This is a genomic window from Pseudomonas sp. GW821-FHT05D12, from assembly GCF_059419825.1.
Window position 1 is genome coordinate 1 of record NZ_JBWKSN010000020.1, and the last position, 14,701, is coordinate 14,701.

Annotated in this window: 14 protein-coding genes; 11 read left to right on the forward strand and 3 right to left on the reverse strand. The window is 62.1% G+C overall.

Going from position 1 to position 14,701, the window contains the following annotated elements:
• The first annotated feature begins 348 nt into the window (after window positions 1-348).
• Window positions 349-2,040: a long-chain-fatty-acid--CoA ligase FadD1 gene (fadD1, locus tag AC07SI_RS27905; protein ID WP_065909023.1), complete on the forward strand. Its 1,692-nt coding sequence runs from the start codon at window positions 349-351 to the stop codon at window positions 2,038-2,040.
• Between the two features lie 175 nt (window positions 2,041-2,215).
• On the opposite strand, the gene AC07SI_RS27910 is transcribed toward fadD1, so the two are convergent.
• Entirely contained in the window at window positions 2,216-2,593 is a 378-nt protein-coding gene (locus tag AC07SI_RS27910; protein ID WP_003193739.1) for a hypothetical protein, read from the reverse strand.
• Between the two features lie 201 nt (window positions 2,594-2,794).
• Between AC07SI_RS27910 and AC07SI_RS27915 the strand changes: the two genes are divergently transcribed.
• The 3 genes from AC07SI_RS27915 to def all read left to right on the forward strand — a co-directional run bounded on the left by AC07SI_RS27915 (window position 2,795) and on the right by def (window position 4,642).
• Window positions 2,795-2,980 carry a CsbD family protein gene (locus AC07SI_RS27915; protein WP_016973106.1) on the forward strand — a complete coding sequence of 62 codons (186 nt, stop codon included), beginning with the start codon at window positions 2,795-2,797 and terminating at the stop codon, window positions 2,978-2,980.
• Window positions 2,981-3,148: 168 nt separating this feature from the next.
• Window positions 3,149-4,099 carry a YihY/virulence factor BrkB family protein gene (locus tag AC07SI_RS27920; RefSeq protein WP_065909026.1) on the forward strand — a complete coding sequence of 317 codons (951 nt, stop codon included), beginning with the start codon at window positions 3,149-3,151 and terminating at the stop codon, window positions 4,097-4,099.
• A gap of 3 nt (window positions 4,100-4,102) precedes the next feature.
• Window positions 4,103-4,642, forward strand: a complete 540-nt coding sequence (gene def / locus AC07SI_RS27925; protein WP_065909029.1) for a peptide deformylase — start codon at window positions 4,103-4,105, stop codon at window positions 4,640-4,642.
• A 136-nt stretch (window positions 4,643-4,778) separates the two neighbouring features.
• On the opposite strand, the gene AC07SI_RS27930 is transcribed toward def, so the two are convergent.
• Window positions 4,779-5,597 (reverse strand): class I SAM-dependent methyltransferase, encoded by an 819-nt coding sequence (locus tag AC07SI_RS27930; protein WP_065909032.1) that lies wholly within the window; start codon window positions 5,595-5,597, stop codon window positions 4,779-4,781.
• Between the two features lie 94 nt (window positions 5,598-5,691).
• On the reverse strand, window positions 5,692-6,108 hold the full coding sequence (locus AC07SI_RS27935) for a GNAT family N-acetyltransferase (protein WP_495006935.1): 417 nt from the start codon (window positions 6,106-6,108) through the stop codon (window positions 5,692-5,694).
• Between the two features lie 301 nt (window positions 6,109-6,409).
• On the opposite strand from AC07SI_RS27935, the gene AC07SI_RS27940 reads away from it, so the two are divergent.
• The 7 genes from AC07SI_RS27940 (at window position 6,410) to AC07SI_RS27970 (ending at window position 14,652) form a co-directional block, all read left to right on the forward strand.
• Complete coding sequence (locus AC07SI_RS27940) at window positions 6,410-7,339, forward strand: fatty acid desaturase (RefSeq protein ID WP_495006936.1); 930 nt, start codon at window positions 6,410-6,412, stop codon at window positions 7,337-7,339.
• Window positions 7,340-7,348: 9 nt separating this feature from the next.
• Window positions 7,349-8,140, forward strand: a complete 792-nt coding sequence (locus tag AC07SI_RS27945) for a phosphate/phosphite/phosphonate ABC transporter substrate-binding protein (RefSeq protein WP_495006937.1) — start codon at window positions 7,349-7,351, stop codon at window positions 8,138-8,140.
• A 108-nt stretch (window positions 8,141-8,248) separates the two neighbouring features.
• Window positions 8,249-8,758 (forward strand): sigma-70 family RNA polymerase sigma factor, encoded by a 510-nt coding sequence (locus tag AC07SI_RS27950; protein WP_065909044.1) that lies wholly within the window; start codon window positions 8,249-8,251, stop codon window positions 8,756-8,758.
• Window positions 8,755-9,693, forward strand: coding sequence for a FecR domain-containing protein (locus AC07SI_RS27955; protein ID WP_495006938.1), 939 nt, complete (start codon window positions 8,755-8,757; stop codon window positions 9,691-9,693). Before AC07SI_RS27950 ends, AC07SI_RS27955 begins: the two co-directional genes overlap by 4 nt.
• Before the next feature lie 211 nt (window positions 9,694-9,904).
• Window positions 9,905-12,547 (forward strand): TonB-dependent receptor, encoded by a 2,643-nt coding sequence (locus AC07SI_RS27960; RefSeq protein WP_106802792.1) that lies wholly within the window; start codon window positions 9,905-9,907, stop codon window positions 12,545-12,547.
• Window positions 12,548-12,712: 165 nt separating this feature from the next.
• On the forward strand, window positions 12,713-13,726 hold the full coding sequence (locus tag AC07SI_RS27965) for an ABC transporter substrate-binding protein (RefSeq protein WP_495006939.1): 1,014 nt from the start codon (window positions 12,713-12,715) through the stop codon (window positions 13,724-13,726).
• Entirely contained in the window at window positions 13,726-14,652 is a 927-nt protein-coding gene (locus tag AC07SI_RS27970) for an aliphatic sulfonate ABC transporter substrate-binding protein (RefSeq protein WP_495006940.1), read from the forward strand. The genes AC07SI_RS27965 and AC07SI_RS27970 overlap by 1 nt, the downstream gene beginning before the upstream one ends.
• Window positions 14,653-14,701: the final 49 nt, after the last annotated feature.

Consider the following 14,701-nt stretch of genomic DNA (forward strand, 5'->3'; position numbering starts at 1 on the left):
CCCCCCCCCCCCCCCCCCCCCCCCCCCCCCCCCCCCCCCCCCCCCCCCCCCCCCCCCCCCCCCCGCTCCCACATTTGCAGTGTATTGGTCTGAAAGTCTTATTCCAGAGCCTTTGGCGCGGTAGTTTTAGCTTTGTTTAAACCGTGACCAATTATTGTAGGACAGTCGTGATTATGACCGCGGGGCCCTCTTTTGGCTCTAGGCGGCCCTTGGCAAAGCTGCTACTCTCGGCGCGCTTTGTGACGTCTAGGCCTGCTTGAAAGCGCCAGATACACCTAAAAAAACATACACCAATAATAATCGCATCAAATGCGATGATGAATTCGCGTCGCTGAGGAGTGGGCTTCCATGAACGAAGACTTTTGGAAGGATAAGTACCCCGCCGGGATTGCTGCAGAAATCAATCCAGACGAGTATCCGAATATTCAGGCGGTATTGAAGCAGTCCTGCCAGCGCTTCGCCAACAAACCGGCTTTCAGCAACCTGGGCAAGACAATCACCTACGGTGAACTGTACGAATTGTCCGGCGCCTTCGCCGCGTACCTGCAACAGCATACCGACTTGAAGCCGGGCGATCGAATCGCCGTGCAACTGCCCAACGTCCTGCAATACCCGGTCGCCGTGTTCGGCGCCATCCGTGCTGGCCTGATCGTGGTCAACACCAACCCGCTGTACACCGCGCGGGAAATGGAACACCAATTTAACGACTCCGGCGCCAAGGCGCTGGTCTGCCTGGCCAACATGGCCCACCTGGCGGAAAAGGTCGTGCCCAAGACCGCCGTCAGGCATGTCATCGTCACTGAAGTCGCCGACCTGCTGCCGCCACTCAAGCGCCTGCTGATCAACAGCGTCATCAAGTACGTGAAGAAAATGGTCCCGGCCTATCACTTGCCCAAGGCGATCAAGTTCAACGACGTGCTGGCCAAGGGGCACGGCCAACCGGTCAGCGACGCCAGCCCGGACAGTGGCGATGTGGCCGTGCTGCAATACACCGGCGGCACCACCGGCGTGGCCAAGGGCGCGATGCTCACCCACCGCAATCTGGTGGCCAACATGCTGCAGTGCAAGGCCCTGATGGGCTCCAACCTCAATGAAGGTTGCGAGATCCTGATCACGCCGCTGCCGCTGTACCACATCTACGCGTTCACCTTTCATTGCATGGCGATGATGCTGATCGGCAACCACAACATCCTGATCAGCAACCCGCGCGACCTGCCGGCGATGGTCAAGGAACTGTCGAAGTGGAAGTTCAGCGGCTTTGTCGGCCTCAACACCCTGTTCGTGGCGCTGTGCAACAACGAGGCGTTCCGCAAGCTGGATTTCTCCGCGTTGAAAGTCACCCTGTCGGGCGGCATGGCCCTGCAACTGGCCGCTGCCGAGCGCTGGAAGGCCGTGACCGGCTGTGGCATCTGTGAAGGCTACGGCATGACCGAGACCAGCCCGGTGGCCACGGTGAACCCGATCCAGCATATCCAGATCGGCACCATCGGCATTCCGGTGCCGTCCACGGTGTGCAAGGTCATTGCCGATGACGGCACCGAGCTGGCGCTGGGCGAGACCGGTGAGCTGTGCGTCAAGGGCCCGCAAGTGATGAAAGGCTACTGGCAGCGCGAAGACGCCACTGCCGAGATGCTCGACAGCGAAGGCTGGCTGAAGACCGGTGACATCGCGATCATCCAGCCTGACGGCTATATGCGCATTGTCGACCGCAAGAAGGACATGATCCTGGTTTCCGGTTTCAACGTGTATCCCAACGAGCTGGAAGACGTGCTGGCAGGCCTGCCGGGCGTGCTGCAGTGCGCGGCCATCGGTGTGCCGGATGAAAAGTCCGGGGAGCACATCAAGCTCTTTATCGTGGTCAAGCCGGGCGCGACCCTGACCAAGGAGCAGGTGATGGAGCATATGCGCGCCAACGTCACCGGCTACAAAGTGCCCAAGGCCGTGGAATTCCGTGACGCGTTGCCGACCACCAACGTGGGCAAGATCCTGCGCCGGGAACTGCGCGATGAAGAGCTGAAGAAGCTGGGCCTGAAAAAGTAACCCTAAAAAACCCCGCGAATGCGGGGTTTTTTAATGCTTGCTGATTAGCAGGGGTGAAATGCAATCCAAAGTGTGGGAGCGGGCTTGCTCGCGAATACGGTGTATCAGCGACTTATCATGCGACTGACACTCTGCATTCGCGAGCAAGCCCGCTCCCACATTTTAAACCGCATTCCTACAGTGCGAATTGCGCAAAGCTGACGCCGGCCCCGGCTGGACGTACATCCTTGAGGAACGAATCCTTGTCCGCGCTCAGCTCCAGGGTGATCTCCGGCTTGCGCTTGCCGGCATTGCGCACCACCAGCCCTTCGAGTTTTTCACGCAGGAACACCGTCGGCACCTTCAGGTGCAGCAACTGGTCGGTGTCGGCGTTATGCATCAACAGGTGAATCCACTCGTACTGGCCCACGGCAATCCGACCCACTGGCAGGTCGAACCACCAGATGTTGCGTTTGCGGTCCAGGTCAGTGAAGTGGCAGTTGTTGACGCCGAGTACGGCACCGCCCAGTTCCTGGTTTCTGCGGGCGATGGCCTGTGCTTTATTGAGTTTCATAACCTTCCTACGGGATCTGTTATTCAGCGTTATAGCCTGAATGTGCCGGGCATTCTCGTGGGTTGGCCGCAAAACATAAAGCCAAACCTGCGGCTGGCGATGAAATGCTCGCGCAAAAATAATTGAAACTCTGCCGAACCGCTTCGGGTCAATCTTTACGTAATGACCAAAACCCTTTGATTGTTCTTTCGGAGAAATACCATGGGCAGCACAGCGGATAAGGCAAAAGGTTTGAAAGACGAAGCCGTCGGCAACATCAAGCAAGGCGTCGGCAAAGTCACCGGCAACGACAAACTGCGCGCTGAAGGCGTGGTGCAGGAAAAGAAAGGCCAAGTCGAGAAAGCCGTCGGCGACACCAAGGACGCGGTCAAGAAAGCGACCAAGTAATACGGCGCTCGCGCAGTCTGACGGCCATCCACGGATGGCCGTTTTTATGTCACACCCCGTGATTAAAGTTTCGAAATTGTTTCGAGGTCGCCAAATAGGCTACCTTGATGTAGAAAACGGCCCCTGAGTCGCCCACGAACTCAACCTTTTGCGGCGAAAGGAGACGCTATGATTTTTCCGGTACTGCAAGGCCTCAAGCTTCATAAAGTGCTGGTGCGCACCGTCAAGGAATTCGTCGATGACGAGATGCCCACCTACGCCTCGGCACTGGCCTACCAGATGCTGTTCTCGTTGTTTCCCTTCCTGCTGTTCCTCATTGCCTTGATCGGTTTCCTGCACCTGCCGGACTTTTTCACCTGGCTGCGCATGCAGTCGGAGCTGGTGTTGCCGCCCCAGGCGCTGGAGCAGGTCAACCCGGTGATCGACCAATTGCAGCAATCCAAGGGTGGCCTGCTCTCGGTGGGTATCGTGATCGCGCTGTGGACGGCTTCCGCCGGCGTGCGCCTGATGATGAGCGCGATGAACGCCGCCTACGACGTGGTCGAAGGTCGCCCGATCTGGAAGCGCTTCCCGCTGTCGATTTTCTACACCGTCGGCATTGCCGGCATGCTCCTGGCCGCCGCCGCGCTGATGGTGCTCGGCCCGCAGGTGATGGAGTGGCTGGCCGGGCAGATCGGCATGCAGGAATTCGTGGTCACCCTGTGGACCATCCTGCGCTGGCCGTTGATTGTGATCTTGCTGATGTTCGCCGTGGCCCTCATGTACTACGTGATGCCCGACGTCGAGCAGAAATTCCGCTTCATCACGCCTGGCTCGGTGCTGGCGGTGGTGGTGTGGATCGTCGCCTCACTGGGGTTTGGCTACTACGTCAAAACCTTCGCCGACTACAACGCCATGTATGGCAGCATCGGTGCGATCATTGTGCTGCTCCTGTACTTCTACATTTCCGCCGCCGTGCTGTTGCTGGGCGCGGAGATGAATGCGGTGATCGAGCACATGTCCGCCGAAGGCAAGGACCCAGGCGAAAAGGAGTTCGACGAAGCGGGCGCCACCGATGAAAAACAGCATGTCTCCGGCCTTGGCCGGGACCACTCCAAGCCCACTAACGACGAAGTCTGATCGATGATCCGTGAAATCCTGAAAATGGGCGATGAGCGCCTGCTGCGTATCGCGCCCCCGGTGCCGCCGGAAATGTTCGACAGCCCCGAGCTGTGGCAATTGATCGATGACATGTTCCAGACCATGGAGCATGTGGGAGGCGTCGGCCTGGCCGCGCCGCAGATTGGCGTCGACCTGCAACTGGTGATCTTCGGGTTCGAGGCCAGTGAGCGCTACCCCGACGCGCCGCCAGTGCCGCAGACCATTCTGATCAATCCGTTGATCACACCGCTGAGCCCGGTGCTGGAAGAGGGCTATGAGGGTTGCCTGTCCGTGCCCGGCCTGCGCGGCGCCGTGGACCGTTACCAGCAGATTCGCTACGAAGGTTTCGATCCCAAGGGCGAGCCGATCGTGCGTTTTGCCGATGGCTTCCATGCGCGCGTGGTACAGCATGAGTGCGATCACCTGATCGGCCGGCTGTACCCATCGCGGATTACGGATTTCAGCAAGTTCGGGTTTATCGAAGTGATGTTCCCGGACATGGATCCTGCGGCTGACGAGTAAACCCCTGGCACAACCCATCAAAACGGTGGGAGCGGGCTTGCCCGCGAATGCGTTTTATCAGTCGATACATGCGTGACTGATACACCGCCTTCGCGAGCAAGCCCGCTCCCACAGGTTGATGGCATTTCACGTCAGGTTATTGGGCGGGTTTGACGAACCGCAAGGTCATCCGATCCGACTCGCCAATCGCCACGTACCTAGCCTTATCCTGTTCTCCCAGCTTCAACGTCGGCGGCAAGGTCCACACTCCGCCGGGATAGTCCTTGGTGTCCTTCGCATTGGCATTCACCTCACTTTGTCCCGCCAGCTTGAAGCCTGCATCGGTCGCCAGCTTCACCACTTGCGCAGTGGTCAGGTAACCGCTGTCCTTGATCGCTTCCAGGTCCGCGCCATCCTTGGCCCGGTGATCTTCCACGCCCAGCACGCCGCCCGGTTTCAGCACTGTGTAGAACGCACGGAAGGTGGCGTTGGCAGTGTCGGCCGCCACCCAGTTATGCACATTGCGGAAGGTCAGCACGGCGTCGGCTGAACCGGGTTTGCCCAACACCGGCGCCTTGGGGTCGAACTCGACCACTTCAGCCTTGGCATAGCGCGCCGGGTCGGCAGCGAATTTCTTCTTCAGGTTCTCTTCCGAGGTCCGCGCATAGGCACTGCTGCTCGCCGCCTGTACGGCGGCAATGTAGTGCCCGTGATCCTTGAGCAGCGGCGCCAGCAGTTCGCTGTACCAACCGCCACCCGGGGTGATTTCGATCACGGTTTGCCTGGCGCCCAGGCCAAAGAACTCCAGCGTCTGCTGCGGATGACGATAGCCGTCACGCGCACTGTTGGCGGGGTCGCGCCAACTGCCGGCGAGTACGCTGGCGTACTGCTTGGCGCTGATCGGTGCGTCGGCGGCCTGGCTGAAGGTGGGGGCGAGGAGGGCGGTGAGGGACAGCGCTGCAAGCGTCGTTTTCATGATCATCCTGTAGAGGGCTAGGGTGCCCCCGAGGCTAGCATGGGCCCTCTGCCGGCCGATCACACATTATCTGCGGTGAACCGCACCAAAGGTTCTAAGCACCGATTTTCAAGCCCATGGCGATCATCGGCTTGTTGCGTTTGTACCGCACCAGTCGTTCGCTGAGGGACTGCGGCAGCCGCGTGTCCTGGGTGAAGCCGATGCGCTGATACAACCCTTCCAGGTCCGGATGGCACAGCAACCAGACCGTGCCATCCACATCTGCCACAGCCTGCTCAATCAAGCGCGCCGCCAGCCCCTGGCCGCGATACGCCGGGTCGACAAACACCCCCGTCAGCCACTGCCCGCCGACCACCGGCGTGAGGCACAGGCCGGCGACAATCTCGCCATCGCGCGCCACCCACAAACGGCCGCCCTTGAGTGCCTTCATCGACGAATCGTGGTGGCGGTAAAACTTGTTCAGCAGCGGCCACAGCGGCTCTGCCAGCGGTTCGAGGTGCAGTTCGGGCATGGTGTTCGCGCAACATAATCCAGGGCCGGAGATTATAAGCGCCATCTGTGGGGCAATAGGTGGTATACCCAGTGTTACATCCCCTGTAAGTGGAGCATGCATCATGGCCAAAGGTATGGATTCAAAGAAAGCCGCGAAGAAAAAACCGGCAAAGACCGCCGATGAAAAGCGCGCTGACAAGAAAGCCAAGAAGTCCGAGACCGGCCTGTTCGGTCACTGAGTTACAAGCTTAGAACCAAACGATCTGCAAGATTTTTGCGCCTCATTGCACAGAGCAGGAAACACCTGCTCTGAGCTGCCGATGGCCAACTACCTTGATGAGACCCAACGCCGGGAAATCGAAGCCCTGGCGCACAGTTTTACCGCCCGCACCGAATGGCCGACCTGGCTGTTGTTGCTCGGCGTCTACGCCGGCTGGTTCGCCGTGGTCCTCGCCAGCCACTGGCTGGGTGTGGGGCTGAGTATCGTGCTGCTGATTCCCATCGTGACGCTGTGGCTGTCCGTGCAACACGAGCTGCTGCATGGCCATCCCACCCGCTCGCGCCGGCTCAACAAACTCCTCGGTTATGCCCCGTTCGCCGTGTGGTACCCCTACACGCTGTACCGCGACAGCCATCTGCTGCACCACAATGATGACGACCTGACCCTGCCCGGCATCGACCCGGAAAGCCGTTACCTCAACCAGCAACAATGGGACAACAGCTCACTGTTCGAACGTGGCGTGCATTGGCTGACCAAAACCGTGCTCGGTCGTTTTCTGCTGGCCGCGCCCTTGGCGATCACCCGCCTGGCGCGCCATGAATGGCAGCGCCTGCCACAGGTCTGGCCAATGTGGCTGGCCCACGGTGCGGTGACGCTGCTGATGCTGAGTTTCGTCGCCCACTACAGCGCGCTGTCAGTCGTGCAGTACCTGCTGCTGGTCAGCGTGCCGGCCTTGTCGCTGGCGTCGATCCGTTCCTACTATGAGCACCGTCCGCATCCGCAACCGGAGCAGCGCACGGTGCTCAACGAGGCGTCGTGGCCGTGGACCTGGCTGTTTTTGAACAACAACCTGCACCTGGTGCACCACGACTTGCCGCAATTGCCCTGGTATTTGCTGCCCACCGTCTACCGCGCCCGTCGCGAGCAGTGGGTGGCGCGCAGCGGCGGGTTCCTGGTGCAGGGCTACGGCCAGTTGATCAGCCGCCACGGGCTCAAGGCCATCGACAGCCCGCGCCATCCCTTTGCCTGAGAGGCCCGCATGAGTGATCACTACGCCGAGCTGCTGATGTATGTCGCGCCGGACCCCATCCAACAGGCCAACCAACAGTGGTTGACGCGAATTCTGGAGCGCCTGGGCCTGGGCCGGCGCGACGCCGCGCATTTGGACCTGCTCGGCCTGTGGCTGGCCCCTGAACTACTCGTTACCCAGACCTGCGGCTACCCGCTGATGACCCAGCTGCGCGGTCAGGTGCGCATCATCGGCCGGCCATGTTATGAATTGCCGCACAGCAGCAACGGCGCCCATTGCAGCCTGCTGCTGGCCCGCGAGGACAACCCGCACACCGACCTGGCGCAGTTCTACCAAAGCCGTGGCGTGATCAATGGCCACGACTCCAACAGCGGCATGAACCTGCTGCGCGAACGCTTGGCGCCGTTGCAGCAGGACGGTCGGTTTTTTTCCAGCGTCGGCATCAGTGGTGCCCACCGCGAGAGCCTGCGCTGGTTGCGCGAGGACCGTGCCGACCTGGCCGCCATCGACAGCGTCACTTACGACTACCTGGCCCGTTTCGCCCCGCAGGAAGTGGCGGGGCTGCGCGTGGTGAGCCACAGCGCGCCGAGCCCGACCTTACCCTACATCGGCCCGCACAGCTTGAGTGAGGCGCAGGTTGCAACGATTCGTGCGGCCATGAACCTGGCGTTGCAGGACTTGCCGCACGTGGTTGAAACCCTCGGCTTGCATGCGGTGCTGCCGGCCAGCGAAGACGACTATCAGGTACTCCTCGACTACCAGCAGCACGCCGCCAGCCTTGGCTATCCGGTGCTTGAATAAGGTTATATAAAAATACCTTTTAAATATTATTAAAGAATAAGCAGCCTTGCTAGGATCTCCCCACCGGAACACCGGACATAACGCGCAACCTACTCAGATGGAGCCACTATGTCCGGCGCCGACACTTCTCACAGCGATTACGTGGGCGGATTATTCCGCAGTCATTACGACTGGCTGTGCGGCCGTTTGCACCGCCACCTCGATTCGCGCGCGCACGCCGAAGACATCGCCGCCGACACCTTCGTCCAGCTCCTGAGTTCGCCGTCGGTGGAGCCGATCCGCCAGCCCCGCGCCTTGCTCACCACCATCGCCCAGCGCCTGATGTACCAGCTGTGGCGCCGTCGTGACCTGGAGCGCGCCTACCTCGACGCCCTCGATACCGACGACACCTGCACCGCGCCTTCGCCCGAAGACCTGGCGCAAATGCTCGAAGCCCTGCAAGCCATCGACCAGTTGCTCGACGGCTTGCCGGCGAAGGTCAAGGCGACCTTTCTGCTGTCGCAACTCAATGGCCTGACCTACCCGCAAATCGCCGCCGAGCTGGGCATTTCCCAGCGCTCGGTCAGCGACTACATGACCCGCGCCTTCAATCGATGCCTGCGGCTGTGCCTGGAATGAACGACGAACTGATCGACAGCGCCACGCAGTGGTACGTGCTGCTGCGTTCCGGCCAGGCCACGACGCAGGATTGGCAGCGTTATCACCAATGGCGCGCGGCCGACCCCCGCCATGATGCCTTGTGCCGGCAGTTGGAAACCCGCCTCGGGGTGTTCCAGGTGCCGCAGGCGCAAGGCGTCAGCGGCAAAGTCGTGCAGCAGGCGTTGGAGGCGCCGTCCAGTCGCCGCCAGGTATTGCAGATCGCCCTGGCCGGCGCCGGCGTGGCCGTCGGCGCGGTGCTGCTGGCCAAACCCATGGGGCTGTCGGAACTCACGGCGGATGTGCGCACCGGCACCGGCGAGCGGCGCACCGTGACCCTGGATGACGGCAGCGAATTGCTGCTCAACGCCCAGAGCGCGGCCGACATTCAGTTCGACCCGCAACGGCGCCTGGTGCGCTTGCGCGAAGGTGAACTGCTGGCCAAGGTCGCCAGTGATCGCCTGCGGCCGTTTCTGATCCAGACCGACCAGGCGCGCCTGCGTGCCTACGGCAACCGCTTTCTGGTGCGTGAGCGTGAAGGGCAGGGCCAGGTCGTCGCGCTCAACGGCGCCGTCGAAATCGATGGGCAGAACGGCGAGCGCCTGCAACTGGCCGCCGGCCATGAAGTGCATTACGACCGCACGGGCTTCGGCCCGATGCAGGCCAGTTCTTCCGGCGCCACTGCCTGGGTCGACGGCTTCCTGCAAGTGCGCGACCGCCCGCTGGCTGAAGTCATCGACGCGCTGCGCCCCTACCACCAGGGCGTGCTGCGCCTGGATCCGGCCGTGGCCGAGTTGCGCGTGAGTGGCCTGTACCGCCTGGACAACCCCCAGCAGATCCTCGACACCCTGGCGCGCACTTTGCCGATCCACATCACCCGCCGCACCGGCCTGTGGGTGACCGTTAGTGCGGCCTGATTTTTTGTGGGCGTTGACTTGCTTGCGATGCCTGCCCGTTACATCGCGTCGATGCCATCGCAGGCACGCCAGCGCCTACAGGGTTTGCGCTTCGAAAGTGGGTTCTAAGGACATAACCAAACGATCTGCAAGTTTTCCCGCGGCCGTCCCACATCACTCCCGTAAGCGCTGCGGGGAGCAGCGTTCTCGAGTTTCCTTGGGGGGAGCCAAAGTGAATCAGTTCAACCGTGTGCCGCTGCGAACCTTTGCCCTGGTGCCGTTGGCCAGTCTGTTTTTTTCGTTTGCCGCCAGTGCCGAAGAGGCGCGCCAGGTCTACCACATCGCGCCCGGCCCGCTGGATGAGGTGCTGCTGGACATCAGTCGCCAGAGCGGCCAGGTGATTTCGTTTACGCCGCAACTGGGCAATTATTCCTCGGCCCGTGTCGACGGTTCGCTGTCGGCGCAACAGGCGGTCGACGCCGCGCTCAAGGGCACCGGCCTGCACGTGCAGGTCAGCCCGGACGGCGCCTTTGTGATCAAGGAAGGCGCGGCCAAAAGTGCCCAGGCCACCAGCAGCGTCAAGGCCCAGACCAGCGCCGCCCAGGCACCGACCCTGGACCGCGTGGTGGCCATCGGCACCCGCCGCAGCGACGCCACCGCCCTGACCAGCGCGGCCCCGGTGGACGTGATCAACGCCGCAGAACTCAAGCAAACCGGCGCCACCAGCCTTAACCAGGCACTGTTCCAGCTGCTGCCCTCGTTCAACTTTCCGCAGAACAACAGCGCCACGCGCGGGCAGGATCCCAAGGGGGCCTCGCTGCGTGGCCTGTCACCCGACCAGACCCTGGTGCTGATCAACGGCAAGCGCCGGCACACCTCGGCGGTGGTGAATATTTCCGGTGGCGTGCCGTTCATTGGCGCGCAGCCGGTGGACCTGGACATGATCCCCATCAGCGCCATCGACCATGTCGAAGTGCTGCGTGATGGCGCCTCGGCGCAGTACGGCTCGGATGCGGTGGCCGGGGTGGTCAACATCGTGCTCAAGGAGCGTGACAGCGGCGGTGGCATCAACACGCAACTGGGCAAGTACGCCCAGGGCGATGGCTTCAGCAAGACCACCGACGGCTGGTACGGCATCGGTTTGCCGGGGGATGGTTTTCTCACGCTGAGCTTCAACACCCTGAACAACAAGCCCGACGATATCGGCGACAAATACGTCGCCGACGGCCAGTTGCAAGACCCGCGTTGGGGCGGGGCCGGGCGCGACAAATACAACCTGGCGGCGAATGCCGAGATCGGCCTGAACGATCAATGGCGGCTCTACAGCTTCGCCACCTTCGGCCAGGACACCTCGGTCAACAACACGCCGCCGCTGTTGGCCAGCAGCCCGAACAACGTCGCGTCGATCTACCCCGGCGGCACGATTCCCAAGTACCGCTACCGCTATGAAGACGGCGCCGTCACCGTGGGCACGCGCTATGAAGACGAATCCATCGGCCGCTTCGACCTGAGCGCGACGTATGGCCGTGACGAGCACGACGAGTTGGCGTTCAACACCGTCAACCCGAGCTATGGCGCCAACAGCCCGACCAAATTCAACGTCGCGACGCTGGTCAACGATCAGACCAACATCACCCTCGACTATGCCAAGGACCTTGACGTGAACTGGTCCAGCCACCCGCTGACCGTCTCCGCTGGCGTGGCCTACCGGCACGAGCAATATCGCCTCGAGGCCGGGGACTACGATTCCTACTCCTACGGCGGTATCGACAACGTGCAGGTGGGCGCGGTGCAAGCGTCGGGCTTGACCCCGGACGATGCCGGCACCTTCAAGCGCGATGTCGGCGGCGTGTATTTCGGCCTGGAAAACCAGGTCACCGACAAGCTGCAAGTCGGCGTCGCCGGGCGCACCGAGCACTACTCGGACTTCGGCTCCGCCACCACCGGCAAGCTCTCGGCGCGCTATGACTTTACCCCGCAAGTGGGGCTGCGCGGCACGATCAACAATGCCTATCACGCGCCAAGCCTGGGCCAGATCGGCACGTCCTGGACCACCACCACCAACCTCGATGCCAACGGCAACCCGGTGCTGACCCGCATGCTGCCGGCCGACAACCCGGCAGCGCGGGCCCTCGGCGCACAGCCGCTCAAGCCGGAGAAGTCCACCAACTACTCGCTGGGATTGGTACTGCGTCCTACCGAGCATGCCTCGCTGACCATCGACGCCTACCAGATTTCGATTCGCGACCGCCTGTTGTTCAGCGGCGGTATCTCGGGGCCGTTGGCTGAGCAGATCCTCACCAATGCCGGCTACGGCCAGTACTCCTGGGCGCAGTTCATGACCAACGCCGCCGACACCCGCACCCGGGGCGTCGACATCGTCGGCAAGTACAACCTGGACCTGGCGCAGTTCGGTGACCTGAACCTGTCGGCCGGCTACACCAAGGCGCGCACCACTATCGAGAAAGTCCACGAGAACCCCAACGGTTTCGAGGTGCTGACCCGCGAAGCCCGGGGCTTTATCGAGCACGGCTACCCCGAAGACAAGCTGGTGTTCGGCGCGGTGCACACACTCAACCAATGGACCATCGCCCTCAACCAGACCCGTTACGGCAAGTACCGCAAATACGCGGCCGCCGAAGCCAACGCCCAGTACGACCAGGTGTTCAGTGCGCAATGGACCACCGACCTGGACGTGAACTATGCGTTCACCAAACAGCTGCGGGTGTCGGTCGGTGTGAACAACCTGTTCGACAGCAAGCCCGATGACTTCAACAGCCGCCTGCGCCAGACGCCGGGGCAGCAATACAGCTACCTGTCGCCGACCGCGCCGGAAGGGGCGTTCTACTACACGCGGCTCAGTTATGACTTTTAAACCCTGATCTTGAAGGGTGTGGAGATCAACTGTGGGAGCTGGCTTGCCTGCGATTGCATCACCTCGGTCTTCCTGAAAAACCGAGGTGTCTGCATCGCAGGCAACCCAGCTCCCACACTGACACTGCCCACTCTGGATCTGTTTTGAATCTCCAAGAGGCTACTCATGAGAACACTAAAAAACCTGCTCGGTGGCTCGCTATTGGCACTCACCGTCCTGGCACAATCAGCCACGGCCGCCGAACCTGCCAAACCCATCCACTTCGGTGACATCACCTGGGAAAGCGGCAGCCTGATCACCGAGGTCCTGCGCCTGATTGTCGAGAAAGGCTACGGCCTGCCCACCGACACCTTGCCCGGCAGCACCGTGAGCCTGGAAGCGGCCCTGGCCAAGGACGATATCCAGGTGATCGGCGAAGAGTGGGCCGGGCGCAGTCCGGCGTGGGTCAAGGCCGAAAGCGAAGGCAAAGTGTTCGGCCTGGGCGACACGGTCAAGGGCGCGACCGAAGGGTGGTGGGTGCCGGAATACGTGATCAAGGGCGACGCGGCACGCGGTATCAAACCGTTGGCGCCGGACCTCAAGTCGGTGGCCGACCTGGCGCGCTACAAGGATGTGTTCCGCGATCCCGAAGACCCGACGCGTGGGCGTTTCCTCAACAGCCCAACCGGCTGGACCTCGGAGATCGTCAACAGCCAGAAACTCAAGGCCTACAAGCTCACGGACAGCTTCGTCAACTTCCGCACCGGCTCCGGCGCGGCGCTGGACGCCGAGGTGGCGTCGTCGATCCGGCGTGGCAAGCCGGTGTTGTTCTACTACTGGTCGCCGACCCCGCTGCTGGGGCGTTTCAAGCTGATCAAGCTGGAAGAACCGCCGTTCAGCGCCGAAGCCTGGAAGACGTTGTCCGACGCGAAAAACCCCAACCCGATCGGCACCCGTTCGATGCCGGCGCGCCTGGCGATTGGCGTGTCCGCGCCGTTCAAGGCGCAGTACCCGCAACTGGTGAGCGTGTTTGAGAAGGTCGACCTGCCGATTGATCTGCTCAACGGCATCCTCGGGGACATGAGTGAGAAACGCACCCCGCCCCGCCAGGTGGCGGAAGCCTTCCTCAAGGACCATCCGCAGGTCTGGCAGCAATGGGTTCCGGCGGATGTCGCGGCCAAGGTCAAGGAGGCGCTGTGATGCTGAAGATGTTTGCTGGCGTCGTCCTCTCGTTGATCGCCGGCCAGGTGTTGGCCGCCGAACCCGCCACCTTGCGCATCGGCTACCAGAAAAGCTCGGTGAGCATGGTCCTCGCCCGTGAGCACAAACTCTTCGAAGCGGCGTTGCCGGGCACCCAGGTGCAGTGGATCGAATTCCTCGGCGGCCCGCCGCTGATCGAAGCCCTCAACGGCGGCAGCCTGGACATCGGCAATATCGGCGACATCCCGCCGATCTTCGCCCAGGCCGCTGGCATCGAGTTGCAGTACTTTGCCGTCGAGCCCAACGAGGGCAAATCCGAAGCCGTGCTGGTGCCCAAGAACAGCAGCGTGCAAAGCGTGGCCGAACTCAAGGGCAAGCGCGTGGCGTTGCTCAAGGGCTCCAGCGCGCACAACCTGTTCCTCAAGAGCTTGCTGCGCGCGGGCTTGCAATGGAAGGACGTCGACGTGGTGTACCTGTCACCCTCGGATGGGCGCGCCGCCTTTGAACAGGGCAAGGTCGACGCCTGGGTGGTGTGGGATCCGTACTATTCGGCGGCGGTGGTCGACGGCTCCGCCCGCGTGCTCGGCGATGGCCAAGGCCTCAATCCTGCGGGCACGTTCTTCGTCGCCAGCAGCGCGTTTGTGCAACAGCACCCGCAAGCCATCGGCCCGATTATCCAGACCCTGGCCAAGGCGCAGCGCCTGTCCCTCGACCAGCCCGAGGAAAGCATCGCGCTGATGGCCAAGACCCTGGGCCTGCCTCCGGCGGTGGTCAAGAGCTACTTCGAACACCGTTCGTCGACAGCGATCCGCCCGCTGCAAGCCAGCGACATCGCCACTCAGCAACGCACCGCCGACCTGTTCTTCGCCAACGGCCTGATCCCGAAAAAGGTCGATGTGCAGCAAGTCGTCTTCAAGGCCCCATGACCTTGCAGGGGCCCGGCAAGCCGGGCTCCTGCGGAGGCGGACAGGCGCT